This window comes from Thiothrix winogradskyi, assembly GCF_021650935.1.
Lineage (GTDB): Bacteria > Pseudomonadota > Gammaproteobacteria > Thiotrichales > Thiotrichaceae > Thiothrix > Thiothrix winogradskyi.
Genome location: NZ_CP091244.1, coordinates 757,432 through 770,636, shown reverse-complemented (window position 1 = coordinate 770,636; position 13,205 = coordinate 757,432). Strand labels below are relative to the sequence as shown.

Below are 13,205 nucleotides of genomic sequence, written 5' to 3'. Positions count from 1 at the left end.
AAGTGATGACATGGTTGGAGTATATCAGTTGAGGAGGGAATAGGGATTAGTTACGCCAGAAGCGGACACTTCCAGTAGGCATCGCAGATTATTACGTTAGATCATCAACAACATAGACGAGCGTAGGCAAATTTGCTATTAGTCTTAAGGTTTACTGTCACGGCGTAACCTCATGACTGAGCCAACCCATTCCCCAACACCCTGTTCCACATTATTTGGTGAAACCTTCGCGAACCTAACCGAAACCATCACGGATTTGGGTTTCGACGGCGTGCTGTATTCGTTTTACCCCAAGCCCATGTACCTGAGCAAAGACGTGCAACCCGTGCTGCACTACAGTGACAGTTTCGCCCCCTTCGTCGCCCATTACCTTGAGAACAATTACGGCAACCGTGATTTCGTGCTGCGCTTGGCATTGCAAGACTGGAAAAAGCCGATTGATTGGTGGGAAGAAATTAACGCCGGTCACGTTACTCCCACAGAACGCGCTGTGACCGAAGATGCCCGCCAAAACTTTGGCATACAACACGGCCTTTTTGTCCCCGCATTGCGCGGCACATTTGCAATCGCGGGAATTTCGGTCATCAACAAAGACGCTAACTTGGCGCATTTCCTCAAGCTGAAAAAAACGCACTTGGCACGGCTCTCCACCATTGCCAGCGACTATCACGCCTCGGTGATCAATTCCAAAGAGTCATTGCGTTTTTTCATCCAGCCCTTATTGGAAAGCCTAAATGCGACTCAAAAAACGGTGCTCAAACACGTATTGACGGGCAGACCGATGAAAAGCATTCCGCACACATCGGGTATCACCCCACGCTATGCGGAAAAAGTATTGGTCGGTATCCGCCAAGAATTCGGCAATATCACCACGCATGAACTCCTGTACATACTCGGCATGGTGAATATGCACGAATATTTATGAACCCGGCTCCAACCGATACAACGCCCCATCACTCTCATCCGTCAGCACATACAAATACCCATCCGGCGCTTGCTGAATATCCCGAATCCGCCCGATTTCGTCTTCCAGCAAGCGTTCCTCATCCACATAGCGATTGCCATCCAGCGTAACGCGGGAAATCAATGCAAACTTGAGGGCGCTGACCAGCAAATTACCTTGCCAGCCGGGGTATTTGTCTCCGGTGTAAAACGTCATGCCAGCGGGCGCAATCGAAGGTGTCCAATACAAAACAGGCTGTTCCATGCCCGCCTTTTCGGTTAAGCCAGCGCCGACTTCGCCACCGCCGTATTCTTCGCCGTAAGTGATCACCGGCCAACCGTAGTTCGCGCCCACTCGCAGAATATTGATTTCATCGCCACCTTGCGGGCCGTGTTCGCCCGTCCACACCTGCCCGGTGGTGGGGTGTAACGCAATGCCCTGCACATTTCGATGCCCATAGGTATAGATTTCCGGCTGCGCCCCGGCAGTATTCACGAAAGGATTATCCGCCGGAATCCGCCCATCATCGTGCAAGCGAATCACGCTGCCCGCATGATTTTCCAACATCTGTGAATTGTCAGGCTCCCCCCGATCCCCCAGCGTCAGGTAAACGTAACCGGCACGATCAAACGCTATCCGCCCGCCGAAATGTTGCCCACTAAACGATTGTGGCGTCGCGGCAAACAACACCTCAACTTGCGTCAATGCGCCATCCTGATAGCGCCCACGCGCCAAATGCGTGCTGTAACCATCGTCACCTTCAGCCGCATACGCCAAATATAACCAACGGTTTTGCGCAAACTGCGGGTGTAATGCCAAGCCCAACAAGCCACCTTGCCCTTGCTCCGCAATCTCAGGCAAACCGCTCACCGACTTGGGCAATAAGGTGTTGTCCTGAATACGCCGCAATTTGCCTGCCCGTTCACTGACCAACACCTCGCCATCGGGCAAAAACACCATGCCCCACGGATGTTCCAGTTCATCAACCAGTTTGGTCGCCGTCAGCGATTGCGCCGCCAACGAAGCAGAAAAAACCAGTAAGAACACCAGCACTACCGGCAACAACCTACGAACCAAGCCATGCGAAAAAGTTGACATCGAAACCTCCGCCAAAACGCGCCATCCCTTTGAGTATAGTGAAGCTATTCACCGTTTTCCCGACATCCATCAAGCAAATCCCCGCGCAACACTGCTAGGCTAACCGCAAATAATAAAACCACACCGTTTTCCCGCATGAGAGGAAGCACCGCATGTTTCAAGTCAGAATCCACGGGCGTGGTGGGCAGGGCGTTGTCACTGCCGCCGAAATGCTCTCCATCGCCGCCTTTGTCGAAGGCAAACATTCACAAGCCTTTCCCAGCTTCGGCTCCGAGCGCATGGGCGCACCCGTCATGGCGTTTTGCCGCATCGACGATAAGGAAATCCGCCTGCGTGAACCCGTCCTCACCCCCGACGCGCTGATCATTCAAGACCCCGGTCTGTTGCATCAGGTCAACCTGTTTGAAGGGCTGGCGGAACGCGGTTACATCCTCATCAATTCCAACCATTCGCTAAGCGAACTGGGGCTGGACACCTTTTTGCAGACACACCCCGGCGAACGCATCAGCGTCATCCCCGCCAGCGAACTGGCTCTCAAGTACATCGGTCGTCCGTTGCCCAATGCCGCCTTGCTGGGTGGTTTTGCCGCGCTCACCGGACTGATCCAGATGGAAGCGTTGCAAGCCGCCATCCGCCAAAAATTCAGTGGCAAGATTGCCGAACAGAATATCGCCGCCGCACAAGCTGCCTTTGCCCAAGTACAGGCGACCCTACCGGGAGGAAAACCATGCTGAAACAGATCGAAGGCTCCCAAGCCATCGCCGAAGCCATCGGCCTGTGCCGCCCGGAAGTGATTTGCGCTTACCCCATCACCCCGCAGACCCACATTGTGGAAGGTCTGGGGCAAATGGTGGATCGTGGCGAAATCCAGCCCTGTGAATTCATCAATGTCGAATCCGAATTCGCCGCGCTGTCAGTCGCCATCGGTGCCAGTGCTGCCGGAGCGCGGGCTTACACCGCCACCGCCAGCCAGGGCTTGCTGTTCATGGCGGAAGCGGTTTACAACGCCTCCGGCCTTGGTTTACCCATCGTGATGACCATTGGCAACCGCGCTATCGGTGCGCCGATCAATATCTGGAACGACCATCAGGACAGCCTGTCGATGCGCGATTCCGGCTGGATTCAGCTCTACGCCGAAACCAATCAGGAAGCGGTCGATTTGCACATTCAAGCATTCCGGCTGGCGGAAGAGCTTTCCGTGCCGGTGATGGTGTGCGTGGATGGCTTCATCCTCACCCACGCTTATGAGCGAGTGGATATTCCCGCGCAGGAGCAGGTGGATGCTTACCTGCCACCGTTCGAGCCGCGCCAACTTCTTGACCCCATTAACCCCGTCACCATTGGCGCGATGGTGGGGCCGGAAGCCTTTATGGAAGTGCGCTACCTCGCCCATTACAAGCAGATGCAGGCATTGGGGCTGATCCCCGAATTGGCGGAAGCCTTCCAGGAGCAATTCGGGCGCGATTCCGGCGGGCTGGTCAAACCGTACCGCAGCGAAGACGCCGACACCATCGTGGTCGCACTCGGCTCGGTCAACGGCACAATCAAGGATGTAGTGGATGAGTTGCGAGAGGCAGGCATGTCGATCGGCTCGCTGGCGATTTGCACCTACCGCCCGTTCCCGCACAAGGCAGTACGCAGTGCGCTGGAACACGCCAAACGCATTGTAGTAGTGGAAAAATCCCTCGCGCTGGGCATTGGCGGCATCGTTGCCACCGACGTGCAAATGGCAGTGGCAGGCTTGCACAAGCCGGTGCATACCGTGGTGGCAGGCTTGGGCGGCAGACCGATTACTCGCGATTCCTTGCGCAAGTTGTTCCACCGGGCGGATTCAGGCTATCTGGAACGGCTGGAATTCCTCGACCTCAAGCACGATGTCGTCCACGAGGAAATCGCCCGCATGGAAGCCGGACGCCGTTCCGGGCCGATTGCGGAAAACATCCTGCACAGTGTCGGCACTGTCGCCAGTCAGATTCGCTAGGAGAACAAGCATGGAAACCACCATCAAGTTTTACCAGACCGACACCTTTACCGTCGGCAATCGCCTGCTGAGCGAGCAAGAACGCAGCGTGCAGGCGGGGATGCAGCGCACCAACGCGCTCAATTCCGGGCATCGCGCCTGTCAGGGCTGCGGCGAAGCGCTGGGCGCACGCTTTGCGGTGGACGCAGCCATGCGTGCCGCTGGCAATGATCTGATTGCCTGCAACGCCACCGGCTGCCTCGAAGTCTTTTCCACCCCGTACCCCGAATCTTCTTGGCAATTGCCGTGGATACATTCGCTGTTCGGCAACACTGCCGCAGTCGCCACGGGTGTCGCGGCGGCGCAGCGGGTCAAGGGCAAAACCACCCGCGTACTGGCGCAGGGCGGCGACGGCGGCACAACTGACATCGGTTTCGGCTGCCTGTCGGGGATGTTTGAGCGCAACGATGACGTGTTGTACATCTGCTACGACAACGAAGCCTACATGAACACCGGGGTGCAACGCTCGTCCGCCACCCCACCTGCCGCCCGTACTGCCACCACCGTGCCGGTCGGGCAACACCCCAACGGCAATGTGTTCGGCAAGGGCAAGAGCGTGCCGCTGATTGCGATGGCGCATGAAATCCCCTACGTGGCGACTGCATCCGTCGCCGATTTGCGCGATCTGGAAGCCAAAGTCACCAAGGCGATGAGCATCCACGGGGCGCGTTACATCCACATCCATGTGCCATGCCCGCTGGGTTGGGGCGCAGACCCGGCACACACCATCAAGCTGGCGCGGCTGGCGATTGAGTCCGGCCTGTTCCCGGTGTTTGAGGCCGAACATGGCGAAATGACCGGGCATCGCGCCATCCGCGAACAAGTGCCGGTGGAGGATTATCTGAAGCTGCAAAAACGCTTCGCCCATCTGTTCCGCAATCCCAAGCAGGTGGCGGTGATTGCGCAATTGCAGGCGATTGCCGACCGCAATATCCGCCGCTTCAAATTGCTGGAAAAATCCTCATTAAATACCGGAGGGGCTGCTGTATGAGTATTGATAAGCCATTCGCGATTACGCTGGATAAAAATACCAGCCTTGCCAACCACACTGGCTCATGGCGCAGCAAACGCCCGGTGTACGTTGACCGTTTGCCACCTTGCAATGCGACTTGTCCGGCGGGGGAGAATATCCAGAACTGGCTGTTCCATGCCGAATCGGGCAATTATGAAGCGGCTTGGCGTTCCCTGACTGAAAACAACCCGCTGCCTGCGATCATGGGGCGGGTGTGTTACCACCCTTGCGAAGGCGCGTGCAATCGTGGGCAACTGGATGCAGCGGTTGGCATTAATGCGGTCGAACGCTTCCTCGGCGACGAAGCGCTGAAACAGGGCTGGGCATTCGCCAAACCTACAAGCGACAGCGGCAAGCGCGTGCTGGTGGTCGGTTCGGGGCCTGCGGGTTTGTCCGCTGCCTACCATTTGCGCCGTATGGGGCATGGCGTGACCATCGTTGAGGCGGAAACGGCGGCGGGCGGCATGATGCGTTACGGCATTCCGCGCTACCGTTTGCCGCGTCAGGTGCTGGATGCCGAAGTGCAGCGCATTGTGGACATGGGGGTGGAGTTGCGCCTTGATACCCGCGTGGATGATGTGTTGGCAATGCAGGCGGCGGAAGGTTTCGACGCGGTTTTCCTCGGCATTGGCGCGGGGATTGCCAAGCGTGCCTACATCCCGGCGGGTGATGCCAGCCACATTACCGATGCGGTCAGCGTGCTGCACGAAGTCGAAGACAGCCAGCCCTTGCTGGGGCGCAAGGTGGTGATATACGGTGGCGGCAATACTGCCATCGACGTGGCACGTACCGCCAAACGGCTGGGGGCGGAAGAGTCCATCATCGTCTACCGCCGTACCCGCGACAAAATGCCCGCCCACGATTTCGAGGTGAAAGAAGCGCTGGAAGAAGGCGTGAAGCTGAAATGGCTTTCCACCATCACCGAGGCGGGAGAAGGCAGCATCACCATTGAGAAAATGGCGTTGGATGCGAAAGGTTTCCCGCAGCCGACCGGCGAATTCGAGACTTTGCCTGCCGATTCGGTAGTGCTGGCGTTGGGGCAGAACGTGGAACAGACCTTGCTGGAACACATTCCCAATCTGACCATGAAGTGGGATAGCGTGCAAACCGATGCGGTAATGATGACCAGCCATGACGGCGTGTTTGCGGGTGGCGACATGGTGGCAGGTTCTGAGCGCACCGTGACGGTGGCGGTCGGGCATGGCAAGAAGGCGGCGCGGGCGATTGATGCCTGGTTGCGTGGCGAATGTTACCAGCCTGCACCCAAGCATGAGCCTGCCACCTTTGAGCGCCTCAACACCTGGTATTACGCCGATGCGGAAAAGACTGTGCGCCCGGTGCTGGACATTATCCGCCGCCAGTCCACGTTTGACGAAGTGGTCGGCGGGCTGGATGAAAGCAATGCCCTGTTTGAAGCGCGGCGCTGCTTGTCGTGTGGTAATTGCTTCGAGTGCGACAATTGCTACGGGGTCTGCCCGGATAGCGCGGTGATCAAGCTGGGGGCGGGCAAGCGGTTTGCGTTCAACTACGACTACTGCAAGGGTTGTGGGCTGTGTGCGGAAGAATGTCCGTGCGGGGCAATTACGGTGGAGTTGGAGGAGAAGTAGTGGTATCAAACGGGTTATAGAGTTTGACACGAGTTGACTGAAAATCTTTGGTATTTCGGGTGACGAGTATCAGATCATGAATCAGTGCAGTGGCGGCAATTTGTTTATCCAACGCATTTTCAGGGTGTGGTACACGTAAATGCCCCCACAGTTGGGCTTCTTCTCTGCCGAAATCCAGAACCTGTTCGCTGTACTCTTCAAGCACGGTTGTTAACCAGCGTTCCAGTATGGTGGCTTGTTCCTGATCACCGCGATGGTAAATCAGGTCAATGCCCCGGCGTAACTCACCTAGCGTAATCACACTGAGGTAACAGACAGAACCCTGTGCTTGGGCTTGCGTTACAAATCGCGCCACACCGGGATTCATCCGCTCTTTTTTGCGTAGTTCGCTGATAACATTCGTGTCCAGTAAATACATCAGCTAAACACTTCTGGTGCTACATCATTTTGAATCCGTTCAAAGTCGCTGTCTCTGCCGACATTCGGCATCTCTTTCAACAACTCTAGGAAACTTTTCTTTTTGGGGCGCATCAGTACCTGTTCCAGAATTTGACGGTGGGCAGCTTCTGCACTGATCCCCATACGACTGGCGTGCATCTTTAATGCTTGAGCGATTTCATCGCTAATGTTTCTTACAATGAGATTAGCCATGGTTGTCACCATCATGTTGATCTTGATGGTTCAATGATAGCATTGCTATCGCCTTCTGAAAATAGAAAATGGCAGTGGTTCTGAGGCTAACTTTTGCTAACCGCTTGTCAGCAAAAGCCAAACGAACGTCTGTTTCAGCGTAAACTGAAAGCCTCTTCCTGCTCAGGGGAGAGTCCCTGTCAGGGTTGGATTCCGAAAATTCCGAAAATAATAAGGAGTGTGATTATGCTAAGTTTCCATTCTGCAAGCACCCGCATGGTGAATTCCAAACGCGCCATCACGGAATGCATGGAGGCTGCCTTCGGTGAAGGGCACGCCACCGATTGTGATTTGCTCGTGATCTATTCGTCGATGGGGCATAACTTTCAGCACCTCCTCGATCAAGCCCATGAAATGGCTCCCAGCGCCCGCATTGTCGGCGCGTCGTGCTGCGGTATCGTGGGTAAAGAAGGCGTTAGCGAGTCAATGAAAGATGTCGCCATTATGGCGGTTCGGGGTGCGCCAGAGGAAATCTCGGTGGCGCATGTCGATGGTATCCTTGGCAATAACTCCTACGAAAAGGGTCAGGAACTGGGTCGTCAACTCAAGGCGCAGCATCCTGGCATCAATATGGTCTATTTCATTGCCTCAGGGATCGATATTGCCAATGATAGCTGTATTGCGGGCATCGAATCACAATTGGGTTCCGGTGTGACCATTTTCGGAGCGACTTCCGCCGACAATATGAAAGGGGTCATCAGTTTTCAGTTTCTGGACAATCAGGTCTATGAACATGCCGCATTGGCGGTGGGGTTTGCTGACCCGACGCTGGAAGTGGTGACTCGCGCAACGCACGGTTTTCTGGCAACAGGCGAACCGATGGAAGTGACCCGCGCTGAAGGGCAACGCATTATCGAGCTGGATGGTCGCCCCGCTTGGGAAGTGTATACCGAGCGCCTTGGCTTACCCGCCTCGGCAACCTGCGGCGATACCATTCCCATTGGCGCACTGGCAGAAGAATTGCCGGAGCATCTCAAAAAGGAATACGGCAACGATCACATCCTGCGGGTTGTGACCAAGCGCAGTGACGATGGCGTGCTTTACTACACCACTGAATGCCCCGAAGGCACCAAGCTATGGCTGACGGTCAGAGACGAGGAACTCATTTTTTCCGAAATGAACCGGATGATGGAATGGTTCGTGGAACAGGGCAACGGTCGGACACCCGTAGCGGTATTCCACGCTGACTGTCTGGCACGGGGTCGCTTTTTGTTCTCAAAAGTGATCAAGGATGAATTGGTATACTGTATGCAGCATCCACTTTCCCGCGATGGTGAAGTACCGCCCTGGCTGGGTATTTACGGGTTCGGTGAATTCGCCAAGCTTGGCGGCGCGAACACTTATCATAACTATACGACCGCCATTTATGCGCTATACCGCCGCTAAATAACTTGACACTATGGTAAGCGAACAAGAGTACCTTGACTTAAAAAACAAATACGAGGCGCTTCGCCGCAAGTCATCGTTTTCTTTAGTTGAGCAAAAACTGATTGATACCGGCTACCGCCTGGAGCGGGAGCTGGCGCGGTTTGAGGCGATCTACAGCTACAGTCAGCAGCTTCTCAGACAAGCTGATATGACGCAGTTTGCCGAAACTGCTGCCGAAGCCATTGTCGATATGTTTGAACTGGAGACAGGGGTCGTTTGGCTATTTACTGCCGATGGCAACTTGTCTCTCCAACCGGTTGCGATTTCCACGTCGTTGGACGAGACGGTGGATTGGGGGCTATTTGCAGCATGGCTGGGTGAGCACGGTTTTTCCGCTGCATGTTCCCCGCCAAAAAAACCACTGGTTTACCACAATCAGGCAGATTTATTGCCACTCGGCATCTACTTGCTGCTGATCAATCCGCTGGTCAATGCCCGTAATCAACTGCAAGGCTTGGTGCTGGGTATGGTCTCGGTGCAAAACCATCGGTTGTACGATACCCCTGTCAAGGAACTCACCGGATCATTCACCGTGTTTTGCCAGTTGGTCGGCACGCTGTTACAAAGTCGTGATAGCCGGGAAATCATTCAACAGCAAATCACCTCATTGCAACAATCCGAAGCCGAATTGTTGCAAGCCAGGGATGTAGCCGAAGCGGCATCCCTCGCAAAGAGCAACTTTCTTGCCAATATGAGCCATGAGATTCGCACGCCAATGAACGGTATCATGGGCATGGCACAGTTAGCGCTGCAAACCGATTTATCGCTAACACAGCGTGACTACCTCGAAAAAGTACACCGTTCCGCCAAAAATCTGCTGGGCATTCTCAACGATATTCTGGATGTCTCCAAGATCGAATCCGGCAAGTTGAATCTGGAAAGTACCGGTTTCTGTTTGCAAGAGTTGTTCGACAATCTTGCCGCACTGCTCGAACCCAGTGCATCAGGAAAGGGGCAAACGCTGACATTGCACATCGACTCCAACCTATTTTCCACCAATCTGATCGGTGATCCCTTACGGTTGCGGCAAATTCTGCTGAACCTTGGCAATAATGGCGTTAAATTTACCGGGTTTGGTGGTGAGGTATCACTAGCAGTAACACTGGCAGAACGCCGTGCAGAATCCGTGTTGCTGCACTTTTACGTCAAGGATAACGGCATTGGTTTAACGCCGGAACAACAGGCGCGGCTTTTCCAGCCCTTCTCACAAGCGGACGATTCCACCACGCGCAAGTACGGGGGAACAGGGCTGGGATTAGCCATTTCAAAGCAGCTCGTTGAAATGATGAATGGCAATATTTGGATTGAAAGTGAGTTCGGCACAGGCAGCACCTTCCATTTCACGGTGGAAGTGCAGGAGCAAACAAACACCAGTATTGCGGTACAGCCGGATGCCCCAACCAGTCTAGCCGAGACCATCGCCCGGTTGCAGGGGGCAAGAATTCTGGTGGTAGAAGACAACGAAATCAACCAAGAGATTGCCATCGCACTGTTGGAAATGAGTGGGCTGATTGTTGAAGCCGCCAACAATGGTCAGGAAGCGTTGGATCGTCTGGCATCCAGTGAGTTCGACGGGGTATTGATGGATTGTCAGATGCCGGTGATGGATGGCTACGAAGCCACGCGCCAGATTCGCCAGCAAGCCAAGTTCAAGCACCTGCCGATAATTGCCTTGACTGCCAATGCGATGGAAGGCGATAAGGAAAAAGTCATCGAAGTCGGCATGAATGATCACATTGCCAAGCCGATTGATCTCAATGTGATGCTCGCCACCATGGGGCAGTGGATCAAATTAGGGGCGTAACACGTCACGCCCCTATTCTTGAATCAACGCGATACTCGGCTAGGTGTTAACGCTCGCCTTTCGCCGTGTGGTACAAATTTGCATACGGCGCAAACAAGCGTTGATTATCCAGCTTCATTTCAACCGGCAACCCTTGGAAGTTTGCCCAACCGTCCAAATCGCCGCTGTACGGGTCTTTGCCGTCAACTTTGCCATCATTATTCAGATCAAGTTCTTCGCCCAAGGTGTTTTTGCGGGTTAACCCCACAAAGCCATCCCACATATTGCGCACATTGGTGTAACCCGCCGCCGCCAACAAATTACTGGCACCGATGCTACGGCTACCGGTGCGGCACACCGTCACGATTAAACTGTCTTTCGGCAAACCCATAGCATTCACCGCTTTGACGAATTCAGCATTCGGCTGGGCGATGTATTCGCCTTTGTTGGGGTCTTTGCCACGATTGAACACATGCGGGTAAGGAATGCTGTACGCCGCGGGCGGGTGTCCGCCGATATATTCCTCAATAGAACGCACATCAAGAATGGTCATTGGCTGCCGCTTGGCAGGGTCATAAGGCCACAAATACTGCTGTAGCGCGATGTAAGTTTGTGCCGAACTGATTTCTGAATGGTATTGGCGATCTTGTCCATAACGGTTGCCGTCCAAACCATCAGCCAATGCTGCGCCAGTGAATAAAGCGAAGACGGCAAAGCCGCCGATCCGCATACGGGTCTTCATGTTCATGGTTTCCTCCTAAGGTCTATCCGATCAATTATTTGCCAGTGTACAATTTGTTTTTATGGATAAGCTGTCATGGCTTTTTAAGTGTAGTTGATTTATACAGAAATATTGCGCGAAAACAAACATTGCAAGCCACTTGTCCCGCCACTAGAATCGACTGCAACTTTGTTGCAAAAGAGGCTCGCATGAGTATCCAATATGACTGACGCGGTAGATGTGCGCATCCCGATCACCCTGCTGACCGGCTTTTTGGGCAGTGGCAAAACCACGGTACTCAACAACCTGCTGAAACCATCGTTTTGGGAACGCTTACTGCGCGTGCCGCCGCTCACCGCCGTGATTATGAACGAATTCGGCAGCATCGGGCTGGATCACCAACTCGTCGATAACACCCAAGGCACGATGGCGCTGCTGTCCGGCGGGTGCGTTTGCTGCGAAATCCAAGGCTCACTCGTCCCCACCCTGAAAAACCTGTGGATGGGGCGGCGCGATGGCAAAATCCCCCCCTACGAACGCATTATTATCGAAACCACCGGCATCGCCGACCCCACGCCCATTCTCGAAACCCTGCTGCGTTCCGACTGGGTAGCCAAACGCCATTATCTGGATGGCGTTGTCACCACAGTGGATGCGGTATTCGGCAACGGACAGCTCGACCAACATTTTGAAGCCGTGCGCCAAGTCGCGGGCGCAGACCGTTTGCTGCTCACTAAAACTGACCTTGCCGATGCTGCCACGATCCAACAGCTCGAAACGCGGCTGGCAACGCTCAACCCCGCCGCCCCCATTGTGCATGTCCAGCATGGCAACGTTGACCCCGACCATGTGTTCAAACTCCGCGCCTACCACCAATCCGAACCCGTCAAAGCCAAGCAATGGCTTGCGGCAGAAAACTTCCGCGTCGTCAGTGCGAGTTTGCCACTCAAACAGCCCAGCATCCTCAACCCCAGCACCCCAACGCACGGCAGCAATGATGGGCGCATCCGCAGCTTTTCCCTGCAATTCGACCAGCCCTTACCCTGGGCAGGGGTTTCCGAAGCACTCGATACGCTGGTGGAATTTTGCAGCGCCCGCCTGTTACGCATGAAAGCCATCGTCAATGTACAAGAATACCCCGGTCGCCCCATCGTGCTACACGCCGTGCAACACCTGTTTTACCCCTCAGTGGAACTCCCCGCATGGCCGGACGCTGATCAGCGCAGCCGCTTTGTGTTCATCACCGCCGATCTCGACGAAGATTTTGTCAGCAATTTATTAACCTCGTTTACCCAAACCGTGAACCAACAAACACCTCATTCTGGAGAATAATATGAAATACCCTAACATCCTCCTCAGTAGCCTTGCCCTGTGTTTAACACTGGCCAGCAGCACACTGTACGCACATGACGACAAACATGACCACGCGCATGATAAACACGAAGAACACGGCGCACACGAACACGGTGCAGCCACCCTGTCGCTTGCCGTTGGCACAGAAGGGCTGGAAATCATGCTCGAATCCCCCGCCGTCAATATCGTCGGCTTTGAACACGCTGCCACCACCGATGCCGACAAGCAAAAACTCGCCGATGCAGTGAAAAAGCTCGAAGCCGGAGCAGAACTGTTCAGCGTGAATACCGAAGCGGGTTGCACCCTCAAAAGCGCCGAAGTCATCTCCGCCTTGTTAGGGAATACCGCCGAGACTGCTGGTGAAGCCCACAACGATATGGACGTTACCTGGTCATTTGCCTGCACCCAACCCGCCGAACTGAAAGAAGTGGCGGTGAAACTCTTCACCGCCTTCCCCGACGGTTTCCAGCACATCAAGGCGGAATGGGTCACGGAAAAGGGCGCATCAGCGCTGGAACTGGATAAAGACGCTACTATTAAGCTGAATTAA

13 protein-coding genes are annotated in these 13,205 nt (G+C 54.7%); 9 read left to right on the top strand and 4 right to left on the bottom strand.

Translation table 11 applies throughout. The features are described 5' to 3' along the window. Positions 1-172: 172 nt before the first annotated feature. Positions 173-925, top strand: coding sequence for an autoinducer binding domain-containing protein (locus L2Y54_RS04070; protein WP_236499988.1), 753 nt, complete (start codon positions 173-175; stop codon positions 923-925). On the opposite strand, the gene L2Y54_RS04065 is transcribed toward L2Y54_RS04070, so the two are convergent. Beyond that, a complete protein-coding gene (locus tag L2Y54_RS04065) occupies positions 920-2,041 on the bottom strand; it encodes a PQQ-dependent sugar dehydrogenase (protein WP_236499986.1) in 1,122 nt (373 codons plus the stop codon). The two genes, L2Y54_RS04070 and L2Y54_RS04065, sit on opposite strands and share 6 nt — an antisense overlap. A gap of 152 nt (positions 2,042-2,193) precedes the next feature. On the opposite strand from L2Y54_RS04065, the gene L2Y54_RS04060 reads away from it, so the two are divergent. Genes L2Y54_RS04060 through L2Y54_RS04045 form a run of 4 tightly spaced genes read left to right on the top strand, consistent with a single transcriptional unit; the run spans position 2,194 to position 6,680 of the window. Beyond that, entirely contained in the window at positions 2,194-2,775 is a 582-nt protein-coding gene (locus tag L2Y54_RS04060; RefSeq protein ID WP_236499985.1) for a 2-oxoacid:acceptor oxidoreductase family protein, read from the top strand. Then, a complete protein-coding gene (locus L2Y54_RS04055) occupies positions 2,769-4,022 on the top strand; it encodes a transketolase C-terminal domain-containing protein (RefSeq protein ID WP_236499984.1) in 1,254 nt (417 codons plus the stop codon). The genes L2Y54_RS04060 and L2Y54_RS04055 overlap by 7 nt, the downstream gene beginning before the upstream one ends. A 10-nt stretch (positions 4,023-4,032) precedes the next feature. Beyond that, a complete protein-coding gene (locus tag L2Y54_RS04050) occupies positions 4,033-5,052 on the top strand; it encodes a thiamine pyrophosphate-dependent enzyme (RefSeq protein ID WP_236499982.1) in 1,020 nt (339 codons plus the stop codon). After that, positions 5,049-6,680 (top strand): NAD(P)-binding protein, encoded by a 1,632-nt coding sequence (locus tag L2Y54_RS04045; RefSeq protein WP_236499980.1) that lies wholly within the window; start codon positions 5,049-5,051, stop codon positions 6,678-6,680. The genes L2Y54_RS04050 and L2Y54_RS04045 overlap by 4 nt, the downstream gene beginning before the upstream one ends. Here the strand turns inward: L2Y54_RS04045 and L2Y54_RS04040 are convergent. Together L2Y54_RS04040 and L2Y54_RS04035 are read right to left on the bottom strand one after the other, a co-directional pair. After that, the gene (locus L2Y54_RS04040) at positions 6,655-7,098 is read right to left on the bottom strand and encodes a type II toxin-antitoxin system VapC family toxin (RefSeq protein ID WP_236499977.1); all 444 of its coding nucleotides are present in this window, start codon (positions 7,096-7,098) and stop codon (positions 6,655-6,657) included. The two genes, L2Y54_RS04045 and L2Y54_RS04040, sit on opposite strands and share 26 nt — an antisense overlap. Further along, positions 7,098-7,331, bottom strand: coding sequence for a FitA-like ribbon-helix-helix domain-containing protein (locus tag L2Y54_RS04035; protein WP_236499976.1), 234 nt, complete (start codon positions 7,329-7,331; stop codon positions 7,098-7,100). Before L2Y54_RS04035 ends, L2Y54_RS04040 begins: the two co-directional genes overlap by 1 nt. A 225-nt stretch (positions 7,332-7,556) precedes the next feature. Between L2Y54_RS04035 and L2Y54_RS04030 the strand changes: the two genes are divergently transcribed. Together L2Y54_RS04030 and L2Y54_RS04025 are read left to right on the top strand one after the other, a co-directional pair. Next, positions 7,557-8,756, top strand: a complete 1,200-nt coding sequence (locus tag L2Y54_RS04030) for an FIST signal transduction protein (protein WP_236499974.1) — start codon at positions 7,557-7,559, stop codon at positions 8,754-8,756. Between the two features lie 13 nt (positions 8,757-8,769). Further along, positions 8,770-10,602, top strand: a complete 1,833-nt coding sequence (locus tag L2Y54_RS04025; RefSeq protein ID WP_236499972.1) for an ATP-binding protein — start codon at positions 8,770-8,772, stop codon at positions 10,600-10,602. Between the two features lie 46 nt (positions 10,603-10,648). Here L2Y54_RS04025 and L2Y54_RS04020 read toward each other — a convergent pair whose 3' ends face one another. Continuing rightward, a complete protein-coding gene (locus L2Y54_RS04020) occupies positions 10,649-11,329 on the bottom strand; it encodes a rhodanese-like domain-containing protein (protein ID WP_236499970.1) in 681 nt (226 codons plus the stop codon). A gap of 195 nt (positions 11,330-11,524) precedes the next feature. Here L2Y54_RS04020 and L2Y54_RS04015 point away from each other — a divergent pair, with 195 nt between their 5' ends. Next, positions 11,525-12,634 carry a CobW family GTP-binding protein gene (locus L2Y54_RS04015; protein ID WP_236499969.1) on the top strand — a complete coding sequence of 370 codons (1,110 nt, stop codon included), beginning with the start codon at positions 11,525-11,527 and terminating at the stop codon, positions 12,632-12,634. A 1-nt stretch (position 12,635) separates the two neighbouring features. Continuing rightward, positions 12,636-13,205 (top strand): DUF2796 domain-containing protein, encoded by a 570-nt coding sequence (locus L2Y54_RS04010; RefSeq protein ID WP_236499967.1) that lies wholly within the window; start codon positions 12,636-12,638, stop codon positions 13,203-13,205.

Coding starts and splice junctions, on each gene's coding strand:
- L2Y54_RS04070 (WP_236499988.1), top strand. CDS start 173: ATGACTGAGCCAACCCATTCCCCAACACCCTGTTCCACATTATTTGGT.
- L2Y54_RS04065 (WP_236499986.1), bottom strand. CDS start 2,041: ATGTCAACTTTTTCGCATGGCTTGGTTCGTAGGTTGTTGCCGGTAGTG.
- L2Y54_RS04060 (WP_236499985.1), top strand. CDS start 2,194: ATGTTTCAAGTCAGAATCCACGGGCGTGGTGGGCAGGGCGTTGTCACT.
- L2Y54_RS04055 (WP_236499984.1), top strand. CDS start 2,769: ATGCTGAAACAGATCGAAGGCTCCCAAGCCATCGCCGAAGCCATCGGC.
- L2Y54_RS04050 (WP_236499982.1), top strand. CDS start 4,033: ATGGAAACCACCATCAAGTTTTACCAGACCGACACCTTTACCGTCGGC.
- L2Y54_RS04045 (WP_236499980.1), top strand. CDS start 5,049: ATGAGTATTGATAAGCCATTCGCGATTACGCTGGATAAAAATACCAGC.
- L2Y54_RS04040 (WP_236499977.1), bottom strand. CDS start 7,098: ATGTATTTACTGGACACGAATGTTATCAGCGAACTACGCAAAAAAGAG.
- L2Y54_RS04035 (WP_236499976.1), bottom strand. CDS start 7,331: ATGGCTAATCTCATTGTAAGAAACATTAGCGATGAAATCGCTCAAGCA.
- L2Y54_RS04030 (WP_236499974.1), top strand. CDS start 7,557: ATGCTAAGTTTCCATTCTGCAAGCACCCGCATGGTGAATTCCAAACGC.
- L2Y54_RS04025 (WP_236499972.1), top strand. CDS start 8,770: ATGGTAAGCGAACAAGAGTACCTTGACTTAAAAAACAAATACGAGGCG.
- L2Y54_RS04020 (WP_236499970.1), bottom strand. CDS start 11,329: ATGAACATGAAGACCCGTATGCGGATCGGCGGCTTTGCCGTCTTCGCT.
- L2Y54_RS04015 (WP_236499969.1), top strand. CDS start 11,525: ATGACTGACGCGGTAGATGTGCGCATCCCGATCACCCTGCTGACCGGC.
- L2Y54_RS04010 (WP_236499967.1), top strand. CDS start 12,636: ATGAAATACCCTAACATCCTCCTCAGTAGCCTTGCCCTGTGTTTAACA.